Origin of the sequence: Nocardioides aurantiacus, from assembly GCF_003752505.1 — a bacterium.
GTDB lineage: Bacteria > Actinomycetota > Actinomycetes > Propionibacteriales > Nocardioidaceae > Marmoricola > Marmoricola aurantiacus.
On sequence record NZ_RKHO01000001.1, the window covers coordinates 699138 to 717827 of the forward strand.

17 protein-coding genes are annotated in these 18690 nt (G+C 73.6%); 10 read left to right on the forward strand and 7 right to left on the reverse strand.

Going from position 1 to position 18690, the window contains the following annotated elements; genetic code table 11:
• Positions 1 to 44: 44 nt before the first annotated feature.
• The 4 genes from murA (at position 45) to EDD33_RS03490 (ending at position 5467) form a co-directional block, all read left to right on the forward strand.
• Positions 45 to 1349, forward strand: a complete 1305-nt coding sequence (gene murA / locus EDD33_RS03475) for a UDP-N-acetylglucosamine 1-carboxyvinyltransferase (RefSeq protein ID WP_123389116.1) — start codon at positions 45 to 47, stop codon at positions 1347 to 1349.
• 103 nt (positions 1350 to 1452) lie between these two features.
• Complete coding sequence (locus EDD33_RS03480) at positions 1453 to 1779, forward strand: STAS domain-containing protein (RefSeq protein WP_246003348.1); 327 nt, start codon at positions 1453 to 1455, stop codon at positions 1777 to 1779.
• Between the two features lie 68 nt (positions 1780 to 1847).
• Positions 1848 to 3875, forward strand: a complete 2028-nt coding sequence (locus EDD33_RS03485; protein WP_123389118.1) for a protein meaA — start codon at positions 1848 to 1850, stop codon at positions 3873 to 3875.
• 137 nt (positions 3876 to 4012) lie between these two features.
• Positions 4013 to 5467, forward strand: a complete 1455-nt coding sequence (locus EDD33_RS03490) for a PAS domain S-box protein (RefSeq protein WP_123389119.1) — start codon at positions 4013 to 4015, stop codon at positions 5465 to 5467.
• A gap of 49 nt (positions 5468 to 5516) precedes the next feature.
• Here the strand turns inward: EDD33_RS03490 and nucS are convergent, their stop codons facing one another.
• Positions 5517 to 6233 (reverse strand): endonuclease NucS, encoded by a 717-nt coding sequence (gene nucS / locus EDD33_RS03495; protein ID WP_123389120.1) that lies wholly within the window; start codon positions 6231 to 6233, stop codon positions 5517 to 5519.
• On the opposite strand from nucS, the gene EDD33_RS03500 reads away from it, so the two are divergent.
• Entirely contained in the window at positions 6232 to 7161 is a 930-nt protein-coding gene (locus EDD33_RS03500; RefSeq protein ID WP_123389121.1) for an FAD-dependent oxidoreductase, read from the forward strand. The two genes, nucS and EDD33_RS03500, sit on opposite strands and share 2 nt — an antisense overlap.
• A gap of 61 nt (positions 7162 to 7222) precedes the next feature.
• Positions 7223 to 9013 (forward strand): 3-hydroxyacyl-CoA dehydrogenase family protein, encoded by a 1791-nt coding sequence (locus tag EDD33_RS03505; protein WP_123389122.1) that lies wholly within the window; start codon positions 7223 to 7225, stop codon positions 9011 to 9013.
• On the opposite strand, the gene EDD33_RS03510 is transcribed toward EDD33_RS03505, so the two are convergent.
• Complete coding sequence (locus tag EDD33_RS03510; RefSeq protein ID WP_123389123.1) at positions 8998 to 9594, reverse strand: DinB family protein; 597 nt, start codon at positions 9592 to 9594, stop codon at positions 8998 to 9000. The genes EDD33_RS03505 and EDD33_RS03510 overlap by 16 nt on opposite strands.
• Before the next feature lie 78 nt (positions 9595 to 9672).
• Here EDD33_RS03510 and EDD33_RS03515 point away from each other — a divergent pair, with 78 nt between their 5' ends.
• From EDD33_RS03515 to EDD33_RS03530, 4 genes are all read left to right on the forward strand, one after another.
• Entirely contained in the window at positions 9673 to 10635 is a 963-nt protein-coding gene (locus tag EDD33_RS03515) for a helix-turn-helix transcriptional regulator (RefSeq protein ID WP_123389124.1), read from the forward strand.
• A 39-nt stretch (positions 10636 to 10674) separates the two neighbouring features.
• Positions 10675 to 11457, forward strand: coding sequence for a hypothetical protein (locus EDD33_RS03520; RefSeq protein ID WP_123389125.1), 783 nt, complete (start codon positions 10675 to 10677; stop codon positions 11455 to 11457).
• 88 nt (positions 11458 to 11545) lie between these two features.
• Positions 11546 to 11761, forward strand: a complete 216-nt coding sequence (locus tag EDD33_RS03525) for a hypothetical protein (RefSeq protein ID WP_246003349.1) — start codon at positions 11546 to 11548, stop codon at positions 11759 to 11761.
• 25 nt (positions 11762 to 11786) lie between these two features.
• The gene (locus EDD33_RS03530) at positions 11787 to 12566 is read left to right on the forward strand and encodes an alpha/beta fold hydrolase (RefSeq protein WP_123389126.1); all 780 of its coding nucleotides are present in this window, start codon (positions 11787 to 11789) and stop codon (positions 12564 to 12566) included.
• A 62-nt stretch (positions 12567 to 12628) separates the two neighbouring features.
• Here EDD33_RS03530 and EDD33_RS03535 read toward each other — a convergent pair whose 3' ends face one another.
• The 5 genes from EDD33_RS03535 to EDD33_RS03555 all read right to left on the reverse strand — a co-directional run bounded on the left by EDD33_RS03535 (position 12629) and on the right by EDD33_RS03555 (position 18559).
• Positions 12629 to 13951: a coiled-coil domain-containing protein gene (locus EDD33_RS03535; protein ID WP_123389127.1), complete on the reverse strand. Its 1323-nt coding sequence runs from the start codon at positions 13949 to 13951 to the stop codon at positions 12629 to 12631.
• Positions 13952 to 14168: 217 nt separating this feature from the next.
• Positions 14169 to 15506: a crotonyl-CoA carboxylase/reductase gene (ccrA, locus tag EDD33_RS03540; RefSeq protein ID WP_123389128.1), complete on the reverse strand. Its 1338-nt coding sequence runs from the start codon at positions 15504 to 15506 to the stop codon at positions 14169 to 14171.
• A 142-nt stretch (positions 15507 to 15648) separates the two neighbouring features.
• Positions 15649 to 16596 carry a VWA domain-containing protein gene (locus tag EDD33_RS03545; protein ID WP_123389129.1) on the reverse strand — a complete coding sequence of 316 codons (948 nt, stop codon included), beginning with the start codon at positions 16594 to 16596 and terminating at the stop codon, positions 15649 to 15651.
• Positions 16593 to 17621 carry a DUF58 domain-containing protein gene (locus EDD33_RS03550; RefSeq protein ID WP_211332397.1) on the reverse strand — a complete coding sequence of 343 codons (1029 nt, stop codon included), beginning with the start codon at positions 17619 to 17621 and terminating at the stop codon, positions 16593 to 16595. The genes EDD33_RS03545 and EDD33_RS03550 overlap by 4 nt, the downstream gene beginning before the upstream one ends.
• Positions 17618 to 18559 carry an AAA family ATPase gene (locus EDD33_RS03555; protein WP_123392975.1) on the reverse strand — a complete coding sequence of 314 codons (942 nt, stop codon included), beginning with the start codon at positions 18557 to 18559 and terminating at the stop codon, positions 17618 to 17620. Before EDD33_RS03555 ends, EDD33_RS03550 begins: the two co-directional genes overlap by 4 nt.
• Between the last annotated feature and the right edge of the window lie 131 nt (positions 18560 to 18690).

Below are 18690 nucleotides of genomic sequence, written 5' to 3' on the forward strand. Positions count from 1 at the left end.
CCCTAGAGAGGGGCGGTGACCGCCCGCTCCGTTAGCCTCCCGGTATGGGGAGCTTCCGGGTCGTGTCCGAGGGTCCCTTCACCCGACCCCTGGCCGGTGCGGTCGAGGTCGGGGGCGCCAAGAACTCCGCGCTCAAGCTGCTCGCCGCGACCCTGCTCGCGCCCGGCCGCTCGGTGGTCCACAACGTCCCGCGCATCCTCGACGTCGCCGTGATGGGCGACCTGCTGGAGCGGCTGGGCTGCACCGTCGAGATCACCTACCCCGAGCCCTCCGACCCCGCCGCCTCGACCGCCGGTCGCGCCGTGGTCGACGTGCCGGAGAAGCTGCAGCCCGAGGCCCCCTACGAGCTCGTACGCCGGCTCCGGGCCTCGATCGCGGTCCTCGGTCCGCTGACCGCCCGGTGCCACCGCGCCAGCGTCGCCCTGCCCGGCGGTGACGCGATCGGCTCGCGCGGTCTCGACATGCACATCCAGGGCCTCGAGGCGCTCGGCGCGTCGGTCCGCATCGAGCACGGCCAGGTCGTCGCCGAGGTGGCCGGTCGCCGGCTCGTCGGCGCCGAGATCGCGCTGGACTTCCCCTCGGTCGGGGCCACCGAGAACCTGCTGATGGCCGCGGTGCTGGCGCAGGGCCGCACCGTGATCGACAACGTCGCCCGCGAGCCCGAGATCGTCGACCTGTGCCGGATGCTCCAGGCGATGGGGGCACGCATCGACGGGGTCGGCAGCCCGACGCTCGAGGTGGAGGGCGTGGACCGGCTCGCGCCGGTGGAGCACCGCACCGTCACCGACCGGATCGTCACCGGCACCTGGGTCTTCGCGACGGCGATCGCCGGCGGGGAGCTGCACGTCGGCGCCGGCGTGGCCGAGCACCTCGACCTCGTGCTCGACAAGCTGGTGGCCGCCGGGTTGGAGCTCGACGTCGACCCGGACGGGTTCACGGTCCGCTGCGAGCGCCGGCTGCGGGCCTTCGACGTGGTGACGCTGCCCTACCCGGGGTTCCCCACCGACCTGCAGCCGTTCGCGATGGCCCTGGCCGCGGTCTCCGAGGGCACCGCGATGATCACCGAGAACGTCTTCGAGGCGCGCTTCATGTTCGCCCAGGAGCTGGCCCGGCTCGGGGCGGACCTGCGCACCGACGGCCACCACGCCGTGGTCCGGGGCACGCCGCTGCTCTCGGGCGCCCCCGTGGAGGCGCACGACATCCGCGCCGGCGCGGCGCTGGTGCTCGCCGGCCTGGCCTCGCAGGGCACCACCCTGGTGGCCGAGGGCCACCACGTCGACCGCGGCTACCCGCGGTTCGCCGAGACGCTGGCCGCGGTCGGCGCCGACGTCAGCCGCGTCGACGACTGAGGTCGGGCGGATCCCCGCCAGCCGGGCCTCCCGGGCGCGTCACGGAACCCCCGAGGTGTGTCGGGCGTCGAGGATGGGCAGGGGTAGGCAGGGGGTGGTGCTCGTGGAGCACTCCACGAACGGGAGCACGATCGTGCTGGGCGGCACGCTCGACGTGCGCTGCACGGCCACGCTGCGCGCCCTGGTGTACGACGCCCTGGCGGAGGGCCACGGCACGGTGGTCGTCGACCTCGGCGGCGTCGACTCGGTCGACCTGACCACGCTCAAGCTGCTGGCGGTGGCCAGCCGGAGCGCGCAGCGCCAGGGGCGCCGGGTGGTGCTGCGGGGCTGCACGAGCGGCGTACGACGGCTGCTGCACCTCTCGCACCTGCGGGGGCTGCTGGCCGTGGAGCCGGCGCACCGCTCCGACACCTCGGTCCGAGGCGTGTGAGATGTCCCGCGTGTGACGCAGTGCACATCCCTTACCCGGCGGTAGCCATCGGGCCTAACCTCAGCCCCATGAGCCAGACGCCGCCTCCGCCGTCCCCCCGGCCCGAGAAGGACCGCCCCTGGGTGATGCGGACCTACGCCGGCCACAGCTCGGCCGCGGAGTCCAACAAGCTCTACCGCAACAACCTCTCCAAGGGGCAGACCGGCCTCTCGGTGGCCTTCGACCTCCCGACGCAGACCGGCTACGACCCCGACAGCCCGCTGGCCCGCGGCGAGGTCGGCAAGGTCGGCGTGCCGGTGCCGCACCTCGGTGAGATGCGACGGCTGTTCGAGGACATCCCGCTGACCGGGATGAACACCTCGATGACCATCAACGCCACCGCGATGTGGCTGCTCGCGCTCTACCAGGTGGTCGCCGAGGAGCAGAACCCCGATCTCGACCCGACCGAGGTCGCGGCGCAGCTCGCGGGCACCACCCAGAACGACATCATCAAGGAGTACCTCTCCCGCGGGACCTACGTGTTCCCGCCCGAGCACTCGCTGCGGCTGATCGCCGACGTCATCGCCTACACCGTCCACGAGATCCCGAAGTGGAACCCGATCAACATCTGCAGCTACCACCTGCAGGAGGCCGGGGCGACGCCGACGCAGGAGCTGGCCTACGCGTTGTGCACCGCCATCGCCGTCCTCGACGCCGTGCGCGACTCCGGGCAGGTCTCGGAGGAGGACTTCGGCAGGGTCGTGGGCCGCATCTCCTTCTTCGTCAACGCCGGCGTGCGGTTCGTCGAGGAGATGTGCAAGATGCGCGCCTTCGTGCAGCTGTGGGACGAGATCACCCGCGAGCGCTACGGCGTCACCGACGAGAAGATGCGTCGGTTCCGCTACGGCGTGCAGGTCAACTCGCTGGGGCTGACCGAGGCGCAGCCGGAGAACAACGTGCAGCGCATCGTGCTGGAGATGCTCGGCGTCACGCTGTCCAAGCAGGCCCGGGCCCGCGCGGTGCAGCTGCCCGCCTGGAACGAGGCGCTCGGACTGCCCCGCCCGTGGGACCAGCAGTGGTCGCTGCGGCTGCAGCAGGTGCTCGCCTTCGAGTCCGACCTGCTGGAGTACGACGACCTCTTCGAGGGCAGCCACGTCGTCGAGGCCAAGGTCGCCCAGCTGGTGGCCGACGCCCGCGCCGAGATGGACCGCGTGCAGGCCCTCGGCGGAGCCGTCGCCGCCGTCGAGTCCGGCTACATGAAGCAGGCGCTGGTCAGCAGCCACGCCGCCCGCCGGGGCCGCATCGAGAGCGGCGAGGAGGTCGTGGTCGGGGTCAACCGCTTCGAGACCACCGCCGAGTCGCCGCTGACGGCCGACCTCGACGGCGCGATCCAGGCCGCCGACCCCGAGGCCGAGCGCTCGGCCCTCGCCGGGCTCGAGCAGTGGCGGGCCGGGCGCGACCAGGGCGCCGTCGACCGGGCGTTGGCCGAGCTGGCCGCCGCCGCCAAGACCGACACGAACCTGATGGCCGCCACGCTCGTCGCGGCGCGCGCCGGGGCGACGACGGGGGAGTGGGCCGGCACGCTGCGCGAGGTGTTCGGCGAGTTCCGCGCCCCCACCGGGGTGTCCGGCGCGGTCGGCGTGGCCGACGCCGGCGCCGAGCTGACCGCGGTGCGCGAGCGGGTGCGGGCGACCTCGGAGGAGCTCGGCGGGCGGCTGCGGCTGCTGGTCGGGAAGCCCGGTCTCGACGGCCACTCCAACGGCGCGGAGCAGGTCGCGGTCCGGGCACGTGACGCCGGCTTCGAGGTCGTCTACCAGGGCATCCGGCTCACCCCGGCCCAGATCGTGGCCGCGGCCGTGGCCGAGGACGTCCACTGCGTCGGCCTGTCGATCCTGTCCGGGTCGCACATGGAGCTGGTGCCGGACGTGCTCGACCAGATGCGGGACGCCGGTCTGGACGACGTGCCGGTGATCGTGGGCGGGATCATCCCCGACCGTGACGCCCGTGCCCTCAAGGAGCTGGGGGTCGCCGCGGTGTTCACGCCCAAGGACTTCAGCCTGACCCAGGCGATGGGCGGCATCGTCGACGCGATCCGGGTGGCCCACCAACTGGTCTAGTTCGAGCGGCTCAAATTGTCGCCCGACGAGTCGTACCCCGTCACACGCGTCCCACGACGTCGTACTGTGCGAGGCGGACGGATGGAGCGACCAGGAGGCCGGTCGCCCACGCTTGAGACCGAGGCGGATCGCCCCCCATGCAGCAGCTGCACGAGCAGGAGCCCTGGCACTACGGCCTGCTCACCGACACCCTGCTCAAGGCCGACGAGGCCACCGTGCTCGTCGACGCCGGCGGGGTCGTCGTGGTGGCCAACGGGCACGCCGGCGACCTGCTGGCGCTGCCGGCCGAGGCCCTCGTGGGCCGTCGGGTGCAGGACTTCGGACGGGACTCGATGCACCTGTTCCAGGGGGCGGCGGTCCAGGCGGTCGTCGACAACGGCGTCGAGGTGACGGTCCGGTCCTGCCAGGTCGCCGACGCCATGGGCGGCACCCATCGCGTCGACCTCGCGCTGGCCCCCGTGCAGACCGACCGCGGGCCCTACGTCTCCATCGGGATGCGCGACTCCACCGACAAGTACCAGCAGACCAAGCTCTTCCGCGGTCTCCTCGAGGCGGCGCCGGACGGCATGGTCATCGTCAACCGCGACGGCATCATCACCCTCGTCAACGCCCAGGTGGAGCAGATGTTCGGCTACCACCGCGCCGAGCTGGTGGGCGAGCCCGTGGAGATCCTCGTCCCGGACCGCTACTCCGGGATGCACATGGCCTTCCGCAACGGCTACGTGAGCGAGCCGCGGACCCGTCCGATGGGCCTGGCCGGCGACCTGCACGCCCGCCGCAAGGACGGCACCGAGTTCCCCGTCGAGGTGACCCTCTCGCCGCTGGAGACCGAGGACGGGCTGCTGGTCTCGGCCGCGGTCCGCGACATCTCCGAGCGCCGTCGGCTCCAGGAGGAGAACGACCGGGTCAAGGACGAGTTCTTCGCGACCGTCTCGCACGAGCTGCGGACCCCGCTGACCTCGATGATCGGCTACGGCGAGCTGATGACCGACCTGGAGGACCTCAGCCCGCAGGGGCAACGGTTCCTGTCGGTGATCATGCGCAGCGCCGAGCGTGAGCTCCGGCTGGTGGACGACCTGCTGACCCTGGTCGCGATCGAGGAGTCGGGCCTGGCCATCCGCACGGCCGAGATCGACCTCGAGCGGGTCGTGCGCGAGGCCGTCGAGGCCGGGCGTCCGCGCGCCGAGGAGGCGCAGCTCCACCTGTCGCTGGAGACCCCCGGCGCGGCGGTGGCGATGTACGGCGACCGCGACCGCCTCGGGCAGGCGATGGACAACCTGCTCTCCAACGCCATCAAGTTCACCCCCGCCGGCGGCTCGGTCCGCGTCGTGCTGCGACCCGGGCGCGGTCAGGCCGAGATCGACGTCGTCGACACCGGCGTCGGCATCGGCGACGAGGACCCCGACCAGCTCTTCGAGCGCCTCTTCCGCGCCCCGACCGCGGTGGCCCAGCAGACCCCGGGCGCCGGCCTCGGCCTCACCATCGCGCTGGCGATCGTGGAGGCCCACGCCGGCACCATCGAGGTCGTGCGCAGCGGTGCCGGGGGCACGACGTTCCGGATGACGTTCCCGCTCCGGCGGGCGGAGGACTGACGGGTCCCGACGGGCTCGACCCGACCGGACCGGCGGGACGAGGCCCCGGCTAGAAGAGGCGCTCGCTCGGGTCGTCCATGCCGCGCAGGGCGTCGTAGTCGACGACCCGGCAGGCGATGCCGCGGTCGGTGGCGAGCACGCGGGCCTGGGGCTTGATCTCCTGGGCGGCGAAGATGCCGCGCACGGCCCCGAGGCGCGTCAGGGCCGGGTCGCGGTTGAGCAGCTCGAGGTAGCGCGTCAGCTGCTCGACCCCGTCGATCTCGCCGCGGCGCTTGATCTCGACGGCCACCGAGAGGCCGCCGGCGTCGCGGCACATCAGGTCGACCGGGCCGATGGCGGTGGGGAACTCGCGGCGGACGAGGGTCAGGCCCTCGTGCAGCGTGGCGGGGTGGTCGGCGAGCAGCTCCTGGAGGTGCTTCTCGACCCCGTCCTTCTGCAGGCCGGGGTCGACGCCGAGGTCGTGGGTGGAGTCCGCGACGATCTCCTCGACGAGGATCCGCAGCGAGTCGCCGCTCTTCGCCTCGACCAGCCACTCGACCTGGCCGTCCTCGGAGAGGCCCTCCCTGACGGTGCACGGCGGGCTCATCCAGTTCAGCGGCTTGTAGGAGCCGCCGTCGGAGTGCACCAGCACCGATCCGTCGGACTTGAGCATCAGCACCCGCGTCGCCATCGGCAGGTGGGCGGTGAGCCGTCCCGCGTAGTCGACCTGGCACCTCGCGACGACGATCCTCACGGCCGGTGAATCTACCTGCGATGCTGGGCCCATGGGGACACCGGTCGCACGGGTGGTGGTCGTGGGCACCGGCGTGGTCGGCCTGACCACCGCCGTCCGGCTCCTCGAGGCGGGCCACCGCGTCGACGTGCTGGCCCGTGACCTGCCCCGCGAGACCACCTCGGTGGTCGCGGCCGCGCTCTGGTACCCCTACCGCGCGCTGCCGCAGGAGCGCGTCACGGCCTGGGGCGCCACGACGTACGCCGCGCTGGCGGCGCTCGTCGACGAGCCGGGCAGCGGCGTGCGCGTGCTGCCGGGCACGGAGGTGCACGCCGCGGCCGTGGCCGACCCCTGGTGGGTGGACGCCGTGCCGCGGCTGGACCGCGTCGCCGCGCCGCAGGGGTACGCCGACGCGTGGTCCTTCGCCGCTCCGGTGGTCGACATGCCGGTGCACCTGGACTGGCTCCGCGCGCGGGTCGAGCGGCTGGGCGGCACCGTGACCCGGATGAGCCTGAGTGCGCTGCCGCCCCCGGCCGACGACGAGGTGGTCGTCAACTGCGCCGGGATGGGCGCCCGGCTGCTGGCCGCCGACCGCAGCGTCGGCCCGGTCCGCGGGCAGGTGGTGCACCTCGCGGGGGTGGAGCTGGACCGCTGGTGGCTCGACGCCGCCGGTCCGACGTACGTCGTGCCACGGGGTGAGGTGGTCGTCGTCGGCGGCACCGCCGACGAGGGCGAGTGGAGCCGTACGCCGGACCTCGGGACCGCGACCGCCGTGCTGCAGCGCGCGACCCGGCTGGTGCCCGGGCTGGCCGCCGGGCGCGTGGTCGCCCACCGGGTCGGGCTGCGCCCCGCACGCCCCTCGGTGCGCCTGGAGGCCGCGGGCCGCGTGGTGCACAACTACGGCCACGGCGGCGCCGGCGTCACCCTGTCGTGGGGCTGCGCGGACGAGGTCACCGGCCTGGTCGCCGGCCTCGTCGGGTGACCCACCGCGCGTGATCGGTCACACACCTGACCCGTCGGTAACCCGTGGCAGGATGCCCGGCATGAGCACCGGGACACGCGAGTTCAAGACCATCGGCGTCATCGGCCTGGGCACCATGGGGGCCGGCATCGCCGAGGTCTTCGCCCGGCACGGCTACGACGTCGTCGGGGTCGAGGTCGACGAGGACGGGATCACCAAGGGCCGCCAGCACCTGGAGGGCTCCACCGCCCGCGCGGTCAAGCGCGGCAAGCTCACCGAGGAGGAGCAGACCGAGCTGCTGGGCCGGGTCAGCTTCGCGACCTCGCTGTCCGGGCTCGCCGACGCCGACCTCGTGGTCGAGGCGGTCGTGGAGTCGCTGGCGGTGAAGAAGCAGATCTTCGCCGACCTCGAGGCGGTCGTGAAGCCCACCGCGGTGCTCGCCACCAACACCTCCTCGCTCTCGGTCACCGAGATCTCGACCGCCAACGCCAGCCCGGGCCGGGTCGTGGGCGTCCACTTCTTCAACCCCGCCCCGGTGCAGGGCTTCGTCGAGGTGGTCCGCACGGTCGTCACCGAGCCGTCGGTGGTCGAGGACGTCTCGGCGCTGGTGCGCACGCTGGGCAAGAACCCCGTGGTGTGCGGCGACAAGGCCGGCTTCATCGCCAACACCCTGCTCTTCGGCTACCTCAACCACGCGGTGTCGATGTACGAGAACCGCTACGCCTCCCGCGAGGACATCGACGCGGCGATGCGCTTCGGCTGCGGCTACCCGATGGGGCCGCTGGCCCTGCTCGACCTGATCGGCCTCGACACGGCCTACGAGATCCTGGAGACGATGTACCGCCAGGGCCGCGACCGCCTCCACGCCCCCGCCCCGATCCTCAAGCAGATGGTCACCGCGGGCCTGCTGGGCCGCAAGTCCGGTCGAGGCTTCTACTCCTACGAGGCCGCCGACAGCCCCGTGGTGGTCCCCGACGACCGCACCCCGTCGGCCGACGACGCCCCCGAGCTCAAGCACGACATCCAGCGCGTCGGCGTGGTCGGCACCGGCACGATGGCCACCGGCATCGTCGAGGTGATGGCCAAGGCGGGGTACGCCGTGACCTACGTCGGCCGCAGCCAGGACAAGGTCGCCGGCGTCTCGGCCACCATCGAGCGCTCGCTCGACAAGGCGATCCAGCGCGGCAAGCTCGAGGAGTCGGCCAAGGCCGAGGTGCTGGGTCGGCTGACCGGCTCGACCTCGCTCGACGACCTCGGTGACGTCGACATCGTGATCGAGGCGATCGCGGAGGACCTCAAGGTCAAGACGACGTTGTTCGAGAACCTCGACGAGATCTGCAAGCCCGGCGCGATCCTGGCCACCACGACCTCCTCGCTGCCGATCATCGAGTGCGCCTCGGCCACCGACCGGCCGCAGGACGTCATCGGCATGCACTTCTTCAACCCGGCGCCGATCATGAAGCTGGTCGAGGTGGTCTCCACCGTCGCCACCAGCGACGACGTCGCCGAGACCGTCAGCGCGCTGTGCGCCAAGGTCGGCAAGGTGGCCGTGTCCTGCGGCGACCGCGCGGGCTTTATCGTCAACGCGCTGCTCTTCCCCTACCTCAACGACGCGATCCGGATGCTCGAGGCGCACTACGCCACGGCCGACGACATCGACACGGCGATGAAGCAGGGCTGTGCGCTGCCGATGGGGCCCTTCGAGCTGCTCGACGTGGTCGGCAACGACGTGTCGCTGGCGATCCAGCGCGAGCTCTACCTGGAGTTCCGCGAGCCGGGCTTCGCCCCGGCTCCGCTCCTGGAGCACCTCGTCACGGCCGGCTACCTCGGTCGCAAGACCAAGCGCGGCTTCCGGGACTACAGCAACCGCTGACCCCGCTCAGCCCGCGTGCGGGCGTGGTGGAGGTCGCGCAGCAGGCAGACCTCGGCACCGTGGTGCACCACCTCGCGGTGGACGTGCAGCACCAGCGCGGCCATGGGGTCGTGCTCGAAACCCTCCTCCCCGCAGGGCTGCGCCAGCGCCTGGGCGTCGAGGGTGCGTACGCCGCGCACCCACCGGTCGTGGGCGTCGTCGAGCTGCTCCAGCGCCTCGGTGGCGGTGCCGGCGTACTCCCAGGAGGCGTAGTCGGCGGGCGCGCCGCCGAAGTGGGCGGCGTTGCGGACGGCCAGCGCGCCGACCACGACGTGGCCCAGGCGCCAGGCGATCGTGGTGACCGGGCTCGGTTCGGGCTCGGGGAAGGCGAAGTCGATGGTGAACGCCCCGGAGCCCGCCTGCACCGGGGCCGAGGAACGGCCGCGCGGGCGGACGCTCCAGCAGCCCGGCACCGGCTCCCAGGTGTACTCCTCGTCGGACAGCCCCTCCAGCCGTGGTCGCAGCTGGTGCGCCCAGTGCCACTCCAGCTGCTCGAGCAGGAGACGGGTCCAGTCGGTGGTCGGGGCGGTGGGGGTGCTCATGGGTCCACCCTGCCTCGCGGCGCACCCTGCCTCGCGCAGCGGACAGGTCCTGTCCGGCGGCGCTGCGAGAGTGGGGCCGTGAACACCACCGCGCGCGTGCTGACGCTGCTGGCGCTGCTGCAGTCGCGGCCGGTGTGGTCGGGCGGGGAGCTGGCCGACCGGCTCGGCGTCACCACCCGGAGCATCCGGCGCGACGTGGAGCGGCTGCGCGAGCTCGGCTACCCCGTGGGGTCCGCGCACGGGGCCGGCGGCGGCTACCAGCTCGGGGCGGGCCGGGCGCTGCCGCCGCTGCTGCTGGCCGACGAGGAGGCCGTGGCCGTCGCGGTCTCGCTCCGGCTGGCCGCCGGGGGCACCGTGGCGGGGGCCAGCGAGGCGGCCGTGCGCACGCTGGCCAAGCTCGACCAGGTGATGCCGCCGCGGCTGCGCAGCGAGGTGCGGGCCATCCACGACGCCACCGAGACGCTCACCGGCGGCGGGGTGCAGGTCGACGGCGAGCTGCTGCTGCGCACCGCCCGGGCCTGCCGCGACACGGTGCGGCTGCGGTTCGGCTACCGCTCCCACGACGGCACCGAGAGCCGGCGGCTGGTCGAGCCGGTCCGGCTCGTGGCCACCAGCCGTCGGTGGTACCTCATGGCGTTCGACCTCGACCGCGACGACTGGCGCACCTTCCGGCTCGACCGCGTCGAGGACCTCGAGGTGACCACCTGGCGGTTCACCCCGCGCGAGCACCCGGACCCCGCGGGGTTCGTGCAGCGTGCGGTCTCCGCCTCGCCCTACCGCTACGTCGCCCGGGTGCGGGTCCAGGCCCCGATCGAGGAGCTCGCCGAGCAGGTCAGCCCGTCGACGGGCCGCCTGGAGCAGGACGGGCCCGGCGCGTGCGTGCTGACCGCGGGCGGCGAGGACCTGCTGTGGTTCGTCGGCTTCCTGCTGAGCCTGGGCCACGAGCTCGAGGTGCTCGAGCCCGCCGAGCTGCGGGACTCCTTGCGCGAGACCGCCGCCCGGCTGCTGCGGGCCGCGGGCGAGGACCCGGCGGCGGGCTGAGCCGGGTCGGCGGCTCCGCGCCCGACGTACGCTGGCGGCATGCAGACCCTCGTGTTCCTCGTCGTGCTCGCGCTCGCCGCCGGTGCCCTGTGGTGGGTGCTGCAGCGCAACAAGCGGCGCGAGCTGGAGCGCAAGGAGGCCGAGCTGGCCCCCGTGCGCCAGCTCGCCTTCGAGGACGTGACGGCGCTGGGGGTGGAGCTGCAGGACCTCGACCTCGACCTGGCGGGGGCGCCGCTCGACCCCGGTGCCAGCTCCGACTACCAGCGGGCGCTGGACGCCTACGAGGCGGCCAAGAAGGCCGCGGACACGATCACCGCCCCCGAGCAGGTCAAGCACGTCACCGAGATCCTCGAGGACGGCCGCTACGCCATGGCGTGCGTCCGGGCCCGGGTCGCGGGGGAGCCGTTGCCCACCCGCCGTCCGCCGTGCTTCTTCGACCCCCGCCACGGCCTCTCGGTCGAGGACGTCCCCTACGCCCCGCCGGGCGGCGCGCTGCGCGACGTGCCGGCCTGCGCCCTGGACGCCGAGCGCGTCAAGGTCGGCGCCGAGCCCGACATCCGCAAGGTCATGGTCGGCTCGCAGCGGGTGCCCTACTGGCAGGGGGGTCGCGCCTACCAGCCCTACGCCGCGGGCTACTTCGGTGGCTTCAGCCCGATGAACTTCATGTTCATGGGGATGATGTTCGGCGGCGGCTTCGACGGTCTGGGCGACGGCATCGGGGCCATCGGCGAGGGCCTGGGGGAGGGCATCGGCTCGATCGGCGACGGGATCGGCGGGATGTTCGACGGCGTCGGCGACATGTTCGACGGCTTCGACTTCTGAGCGGCGTACATTTGCACGATCCAATCTGGTGACGCAGCCGTAACGGAGCGTCAACCTCCCGGTGACCTGCCTCGGTCACGCTGAGCCCATGACCATCGCCCTGAACCGTCCGCACCGCCACGACCTGGCTGTCCCGACGTCCGCCGGCACCACCCCCGAGCAGCGTCGCCGCGAGGGGGCCACCCGCGACCTCGCCGTGCGCCACCTGCAGGGCGTCAGCACCCTGCTCTCCCACCGCACCGACCTCCGGGGCGTGCACGCCTTCGCCGACGTGGTCGAGGAGTCCGTGCGCTGGTCGGCCTGACCCTGGGCTGCGGCAGGATGGGCCCATGGCCCTGCACACCACCACGGTCGGTGGCGACCACAGTGGCTCCCTGCTCGTCTTCTGCCACGGCCTGTTCGGCCAGGGGCGCAACTGGACCGGGGTCGCGAAGGCCCTGTCCGACGAGCACCGGTCGCTGCTCGTCGACCTGCCCCACCACGGCCGGTCGTCGTGGCCCGAGCGGGTGGACTACCTCGACCTGGCCGACCAGGTCGCCGCGGCGCTGCCGACCGACGAGCCGGTGACGTTGGTCGGCCACTCGATGGGCGGCAAGGTCGCGATGGTGCTCGCGGTGCGCCACCCCGAGCTGGTCGCGCGGCTGGTCGTCGTCGACGTCGCGCCGGTCGACTACGGCGGGAGCACCGAGTTCGCGGCGTACGTCGAGGCGATGCGGGGTCTCGACCTCGCCGCGGTGCATCGCCGCAGCGACGCCGAGGAGGCGCTGTCGGACGCCGTCCCGTCGCGGACCGTGCGCGACTTCCTGCTGCAGAACCTGCGCCGCGACGGCGAGTCGTGGCGCTGGCAGGTCGACCTCGAGGGCCTGGGCTCCAGCCTCGCCACCATCAGCGGGTGGCCCGGGGACCGTCTCGCCGGGCTGACCTACGACGGCCCGGTGCTGTGGGTCGCGGGTGCGGAGTCGCGCTACGTGCAGCCCGCGCACGTCGAGGCCATGGCGGCGCTGTTCCCGCACCACCGCCGGCTGACCGTCAAGGGCGCCGGCCATTGGGTGCACTCGGAGAAGCCCGAGGTGTTCGTCGAGGTGCTGCGACGGTTCACCGCCCCCTGAACGGACGCGACGAGGGCCCGCACACCGTGAGGTGTGCGGGCCCTCGTCGTGGGCGGGGCGCCTCAGTCGTCGGAGCCGAACCCGGCCACCACGTCGCGCAGCTGCGCGAGCTGGGAGGTGATCGAGTCGCGACGCCGGGCCAGGCGGTCGACCTCGGCCTGCAGCGCCTGCAGCTCCCGCTCGGAGTCGGCGTGGCCACTGTTGCGCAGCGCCTCGGCCTGCTTCTTGGCGGCGTTGACGATCTGCTCGGCCTCGCGGCGCGACCGGCTGACGTGCTGCTCGGCCTCGAGGGCGGCCTGCTCGCGCGCGGCCTCGGCGGCCTCGGTGGCCTCGCGGGCCCGCTTCTGCGCGGCGTCGGCGGCGTCCTGCGCGTCGGTGACCAGGCGCTGGGTCTCGGCCCGGGCGAGGTCGTGGTTGTCCGCGGCCTCGCGGGTCAGCCGCTCCTGCTCGACGGCCAGGGTGCGGCGCGCCTCCTGCACCTCGCGCTCGGCGGCGGCACGGGCGGCCTCCGCGTCGCGGGCGGCGCTGATGCGCAGCGCGTTGGTCTCCTGCTCGGCGGCGAGGCGGTGCTGCTCGGCCTCACGCTTGGCCCCGGAGAGGCGCTCGTCGGCCTCGGCGAGCGCGCGGGCGCGGTGGGCCTCGATGTCGGCGGTGGCGCGGTTGCGGGTCTCCTCGAGCTCGCGCGTCTGCACCAGGCGCATGTCCTCGGCGTCGGCCTCGGCCTCGGACTTCACCGCCGCGGCGTCGCGCTGGGCCTGCTGGCGGATCTGCTGGGCCTGCGCGTTGGCCTCGTCGAGCACCTCAGCGGCCTGCTCCTCGGCGAGGCGCAGCATCTCGTTGGCGCGGGCACCGAGACCGGCGTACGTCGGGTTCTCGTTCTCCTCGACCCGGGTGCGCAGCGAGTCGAGCTCGGAGGTCAGCGACTGCAGCCGGTCCTGGGCCTCGGACAGGCTGGCGGCGAGGCCGGCCTTCTCGGCGGTGGCGGTGCGCACGAAGCTGTCGACGGCCGCGGTGTCGTAGCCACCACGACGCACGGTCGGCAGCTGCGGGGCCTGGGTGCTCGTCTGCGGCCGGGCGGCCGCGGGACGTGCGGGGGCCGACGGGCGGTCCTCGGAGCGCGGCTGCTCGGTGCGCTCGGGACGCTGCTGGCCCTGGCCGCCCTGGGCCCGCGGGGCCTGCTCGCGCGGCTGCTGGCGCTGCGTCGGGGCCTGCGGTCGGGACTGGGTGCGGGTGGCCGACGTGCTGCCCGTGGCGCCGCTGCCGGAGCCCGTGGCGGGGGCCTCGGAGGGGGCCTCGTCGACGACCGGCACGACCTGGGTCGCCTCGTCGTCCCGCTCGCCGGGCTCGGGGTCGCGGTCGAAGATGGACAGGCCCTGGTTGCTCATGGAAGTTCCTCTATCCCCTGTGTGGTGACCGACGGCGACGGTGCGACCGGGGGGACCGGTGTCCGCCGTACGCCGCCCAGTGTCACCCACCACGTGCCGCGAAGCACGTGGGCCACGCGCCGACGCGCCGGAGAAACGCACATCGGGGACACGACTGGGGCTGGTGGGTCCCCTGGGGAACCCACCAGCCCCGGTCGGGGTCGCGGGGGCGCTGTGGTCAGACCCCGCGGAAGGCGTTGATCTGGGTGAGGTGCTTCGCGCGCAGCTCCTCGTCGCGGACGCCGAGGCCCTCCTCGGGCGCGAGGCACAGCACGCCGACCTTGCCCTGGTGCTTGTTGTGGTGCACGTCGAGCGCGGCCTGGCCGACGTCGTCGAGACCGTAGGTGCGCGAGAGCGTCGGGTGGATCATGCCCTTGGCGATGAGGCGGTTGGCCTCCCACGACTCGCGGTAGTTGGCGAAGTGGGAGCCGATGATGCGCTTGAGGTTCATCCACAGGTAGCGGTTGTCGTACTGGTGCATGTAGCCGCTGGTGGAGGCGCAGGTGACGATGGTGCCGCCCTTGCGAGCGGCGTACACGCTGGCACCGAAGGTCTCGCGACCCGGGTGCTCGAAGACGATGTCGACGTCCTCGCCGCCGGTCAGGGCCCGGATGTCGCCGCCGAAGCGGCGCCACTCCTTCTGGTCCTGGGTGTGCTCGTCCTTCCAGAAGGCATAGCCCGCCTCGGAGCGGTTGATGATCAGCTCCGCGCCCATCTTGCGGCAGATCTCGGCCTTCTCGTCGCTGGAGACCACGCAGACGGGGACGGCGCCGCCGTTGAGGGCGTACTGCGTCGCGAAGCCGCCCAGGCCGCCGCTGGCGCCCCAGATCAGCACGTTGTCGCCCTGCTTCATGCCGGCGCCGTTGCGGCTCACCAGCTGGCGGTACGCCGTGGAGTTGACCAGGCCGGGGGAGGCGGCCTCCTCCCAGGTGAGGTGGTCGGGCTTGGGCATCAGCTGGTTGGACTTCACCAGCGCGAGCTCGGCCAGGCCGCCGAAGTTGGTCTCGAAGCCCCAGATCCGCTGCTCGGGGTCCATCATCGTGTCGCCGTGGCCGTCGGGGCTCTCCAGCTCGACCGAGAGGCAGTGGGCCACGACCTCGTCACCGGGCTTCCAGGAGTGGACGCCGAGGCCGGTCTTGAGCACGACGCCGGCGAGGTCGGAGCCGACCACGTGGTAGGGCAGGTCGTGGCGCTTGGACAGCGGCGAGACGCGGCCGTAGCGCTCCAGGAAGCCGAAGGTCGAGACGGGCTCGAAGATCGAGGTCCAGACGGTGTTGTAGTTGATGGCGCTGGCCATCACCGCGACGATCGCCTCGCCCGGGCCGAGCTCGGGGAGGTCCACCTCGTCGATGTGCAGCGACTTGCGGGGGTCCTTGTCCCGGCTGGCCACGCCCTCGAACATCTCGACCTCGTCCTTGCGCACGGTGGCGCCGCGGTAGGAGGCAGGGAGTTCCAGGGCGGCGTAGTCCTCCGGGGAGGTGTCACCGGCCAGGATGGCGTCGAGGATCTGCTGCACGGTCGTCGGCTCCTAGGGGCTGGGCGATCGGGGCGTTGGGTCGATCAGGTGGCCCGACATTAACGACCGGTAACCTCGGTGTCCCCCGACTGTGGCACTCGTCTCAGTCCCCCCGGAACGGTGCCGCTCCGCGACGGACCGGCTAGGGGAAGCGCGCGAACCAGCGCAGCGACAGCCCCGCCGCCACCAGCCCGAGCAGCAGCCCCAGGACCGCCAGCCAGCGGGTCAGCTCGACGTCCTCGGCGCGGAAGCCGATCGAGGAGCGGATGTCGTCGTAGACCTCGGCCAGCTCGTCCCCGGAGCGTGCGGTGTACGCCGTCCCACCGGTGTCGGTGGCGAGCGTGGCGAGCGTGGCCTCGTCGACCGGCACCGGCACCAGCTGGCCCTCGGCCATGACCGTGCCCTCGGCGGTGCCGTAGGCGATGGTGGAGACGGGCACCCCGGCCGCGGTGGCGGCCTCGGCGGCCTGCGCGGGGGTGCGGCCGACGGTGTTGGTGCCGTCTGAGAGCAGCACGACGTGGGCCGGGACCTGCTCCTCGCCGTTGCGCTCGGCCATCCGCGCGACCTGGTCGAGGGAGGTGAACACGCCTTCGCCGATCGCGGTGCGGGTGTCCAGGTCGAGGTCCTCCAGGGCCTCGACGGCCGCCGCGCGGTCGGCGGTCGGCGGTGCCGCGACCGTGACGTTGCCGGAGAACGTCACGACGCCCACGTTGAAGCCCTCGGGCAGCCCCTCGACGAACTCCACCGCGGCGTCCTGGGCCGCCTCGAGCCGGTTGGGCTCGACGTCGGTGGCCTCCATGGACAGCGAGACGTCCACGGTCACGATCACGGTGGCGTTCTCCCGGGGCACCTGCAGCTCGGCCTGCGGGCGGCCCGCGGCGAGGCCCAGGGAGGCCAGCGCGAGCAGCAGCAGCGCGGCCGGCAGGTGGCGCCGCCAGCGGGGTCGGCGGGGGACCAGCCGCTCCAGCATCGGCAGCGAGGCGAACCGCACGGCGTACGACGACTGCCGCCGGCGCTGCAGCACGTAGACGACGGCGAGGGCGACGACCGGCAGCAGCGTGAGCAGCCACCACGGGCTCAGGAAGGTCATCGGGGGCTCCTCGCGGCGCGGCGCCCCGCGCGCTGCGGGGTGCGGCGGCCCACGACGTGGCGGGCGAGGTCGTCGACCCAGTCGCGGTCGGTGCGCAGCACCAGGTGGCCGGCCCCGGCGGCGCGGACGGCCGCGGCGACGCCCGCGCGGTGGGCGGCGGCCAGCTCGGCGTACTCGTGGCGCAGGCGGGCCGAGGAGGTCCACACCTCGCAGCGGTGCCCGGTCTCGGGATCGACGAGCACGACCGGCCCGACGTCGGGGAGCGTCAGCTCGCGGGGGTCGACGACCTCGACCACCAGGACCTCGTGGCGCTGCGCCAGCCGGCGCATCGGCCGCTCCCAGGGGTAGGGCCGCTCGGTGCGGCCGTCGGGCTCGACGAAGTCGGTGACCACCACGCGGACCCCGGGTCGGCGGTGCCGCGCGCCGAGCGCGTCCAGGGCGCCGGCCAGGTCGAGGGTCGAGGGGAGCGCCGCGTCGGTGGGGGTGCGTCCCGTCGAGGACCCGGCCTGCCCGGGCGAGGCGGGCAACCGGGACAGGGCCTGCATCGCGGCGGTGCGCGGGGGCAGCGGTGCCGTCCAGGCCATCCCCTCGGGACGCAGGTGGGCGACGCCGAGCCGGTTGCCCGGACCGGCGCTGAGCAGCCCCAGCGCGCCGGTGACCCAGGTGGCGAGGTCGCCCTTCTCCAGGTCGGTGGTGCCGAAGTCCATGCTCGCGGTCTCGTCGACGAGCACCCAGGTCTCGCGCTCGTGCTCGGCCACGGTGCGCCACACGTGGGGCTCGGAGCTGCGGGCGGTGACGTTCCAGTCGATCCGGCGCACGTCGTCCTCACCGGGGCGGTAGCGCGTCACCTCCTCGGGCTCGCTGCCCGGGCCCAGTCGCAGCCCGGCCTCGTCGCCGTGCAGCAGACCGCCGAGGCGACGCCGGACGCGCAGGTCCAGCGAGGCGAAGGCGCGGGCGGTCTCCGAGAGCGGCGCGGAGGCGCGACGGCTCCCGCCACCCGGGGGGGCGCCGGTCGGCGGCCTCACGCCACCCCGGTCGCGCTCGGGGCGTCGTGGGGCGCCACCTGGGGCGCCGGCACGACCGACAGGACGTGCTCGACGATGCGCCGCGGGTCGGCGCCGTCGGCGACGGCGTCGAAGGTCAGGACGAGGCGGTGGGCGAGCACGTCGGGCGCGACGTCGGCCACGTCGCGGGGCAGCACGTAGTCGCGGCCGCGCATCAGCGCCAGGGCGCGGGCCGCCGCGACCAGGCCGAGCGTCGCCCGGGGGCTGACGCCGAACTCCACGTGGGGCGCGATCGCGTGCAGCCCGTGGCGCTCGGGGTGCCGGGTCGAGACGACCAGGCGCACGACGTACTGCGCAACGGCGTGGTGCACGAACACCCGGTCGGCCGCGGCCTGCAGGCCGAGGACCTGCTCGGCGCTGAGCACCTGGCGCGAGCGCGGCGGGTCGACGCTCATCCGCTGCAGGATCGTCAGCTCCTCGGCCTCGTCGGGGTAGTCCACGACGACCTTCATCAGGAAGCGGTCGCGCTGCGCCTCGGGCAGCTGGTAGACGCCCTCGGACTCGATCGGGTTCTGGGTGGCCATCACCAGGAACGGCTGGGGGAGGGCGTACGTCGTGCGCCCGATGCTCACCTGGCCCTCGGCCATGGCCTCCAGCAGCGCCGACTGCACCTTGGCCGGTGCCCGGTTGATCTCGTCGGCCAGCACCAGGTTGGCGAACACCGGTCCGAGCTCGGTGTCGAAGGCCTCGCTCGAGGGCCGCCAGACGCGGGTGCCCACGATGTCGCCGGGCATCAGGTCGGGGGTGAACTGCAGCCGGTGGAAGGAGCCGCCGACCACGTCGGCCAGCGTGCGCACCGCCAGCGTCTTGGCCACGCCCGGCACGCCCTCCAGGAGCAGGTGGCCGCGGGCCAGCAGCCCGACCATCATCCGCTCGACCAGCGCGTCCTGCCCGACCATGACCCGCTTGACCTCGAACAGCGCCTGCTCGAGCAGGGCGGCGTCCTCGGCGGCCGAGCGGTGGTCGGTGGTCGGGTCCGGGCGTTGGTCGCTCACCGGCCCATCATGGCGCGGCGGCGGTGAGGGCGTCG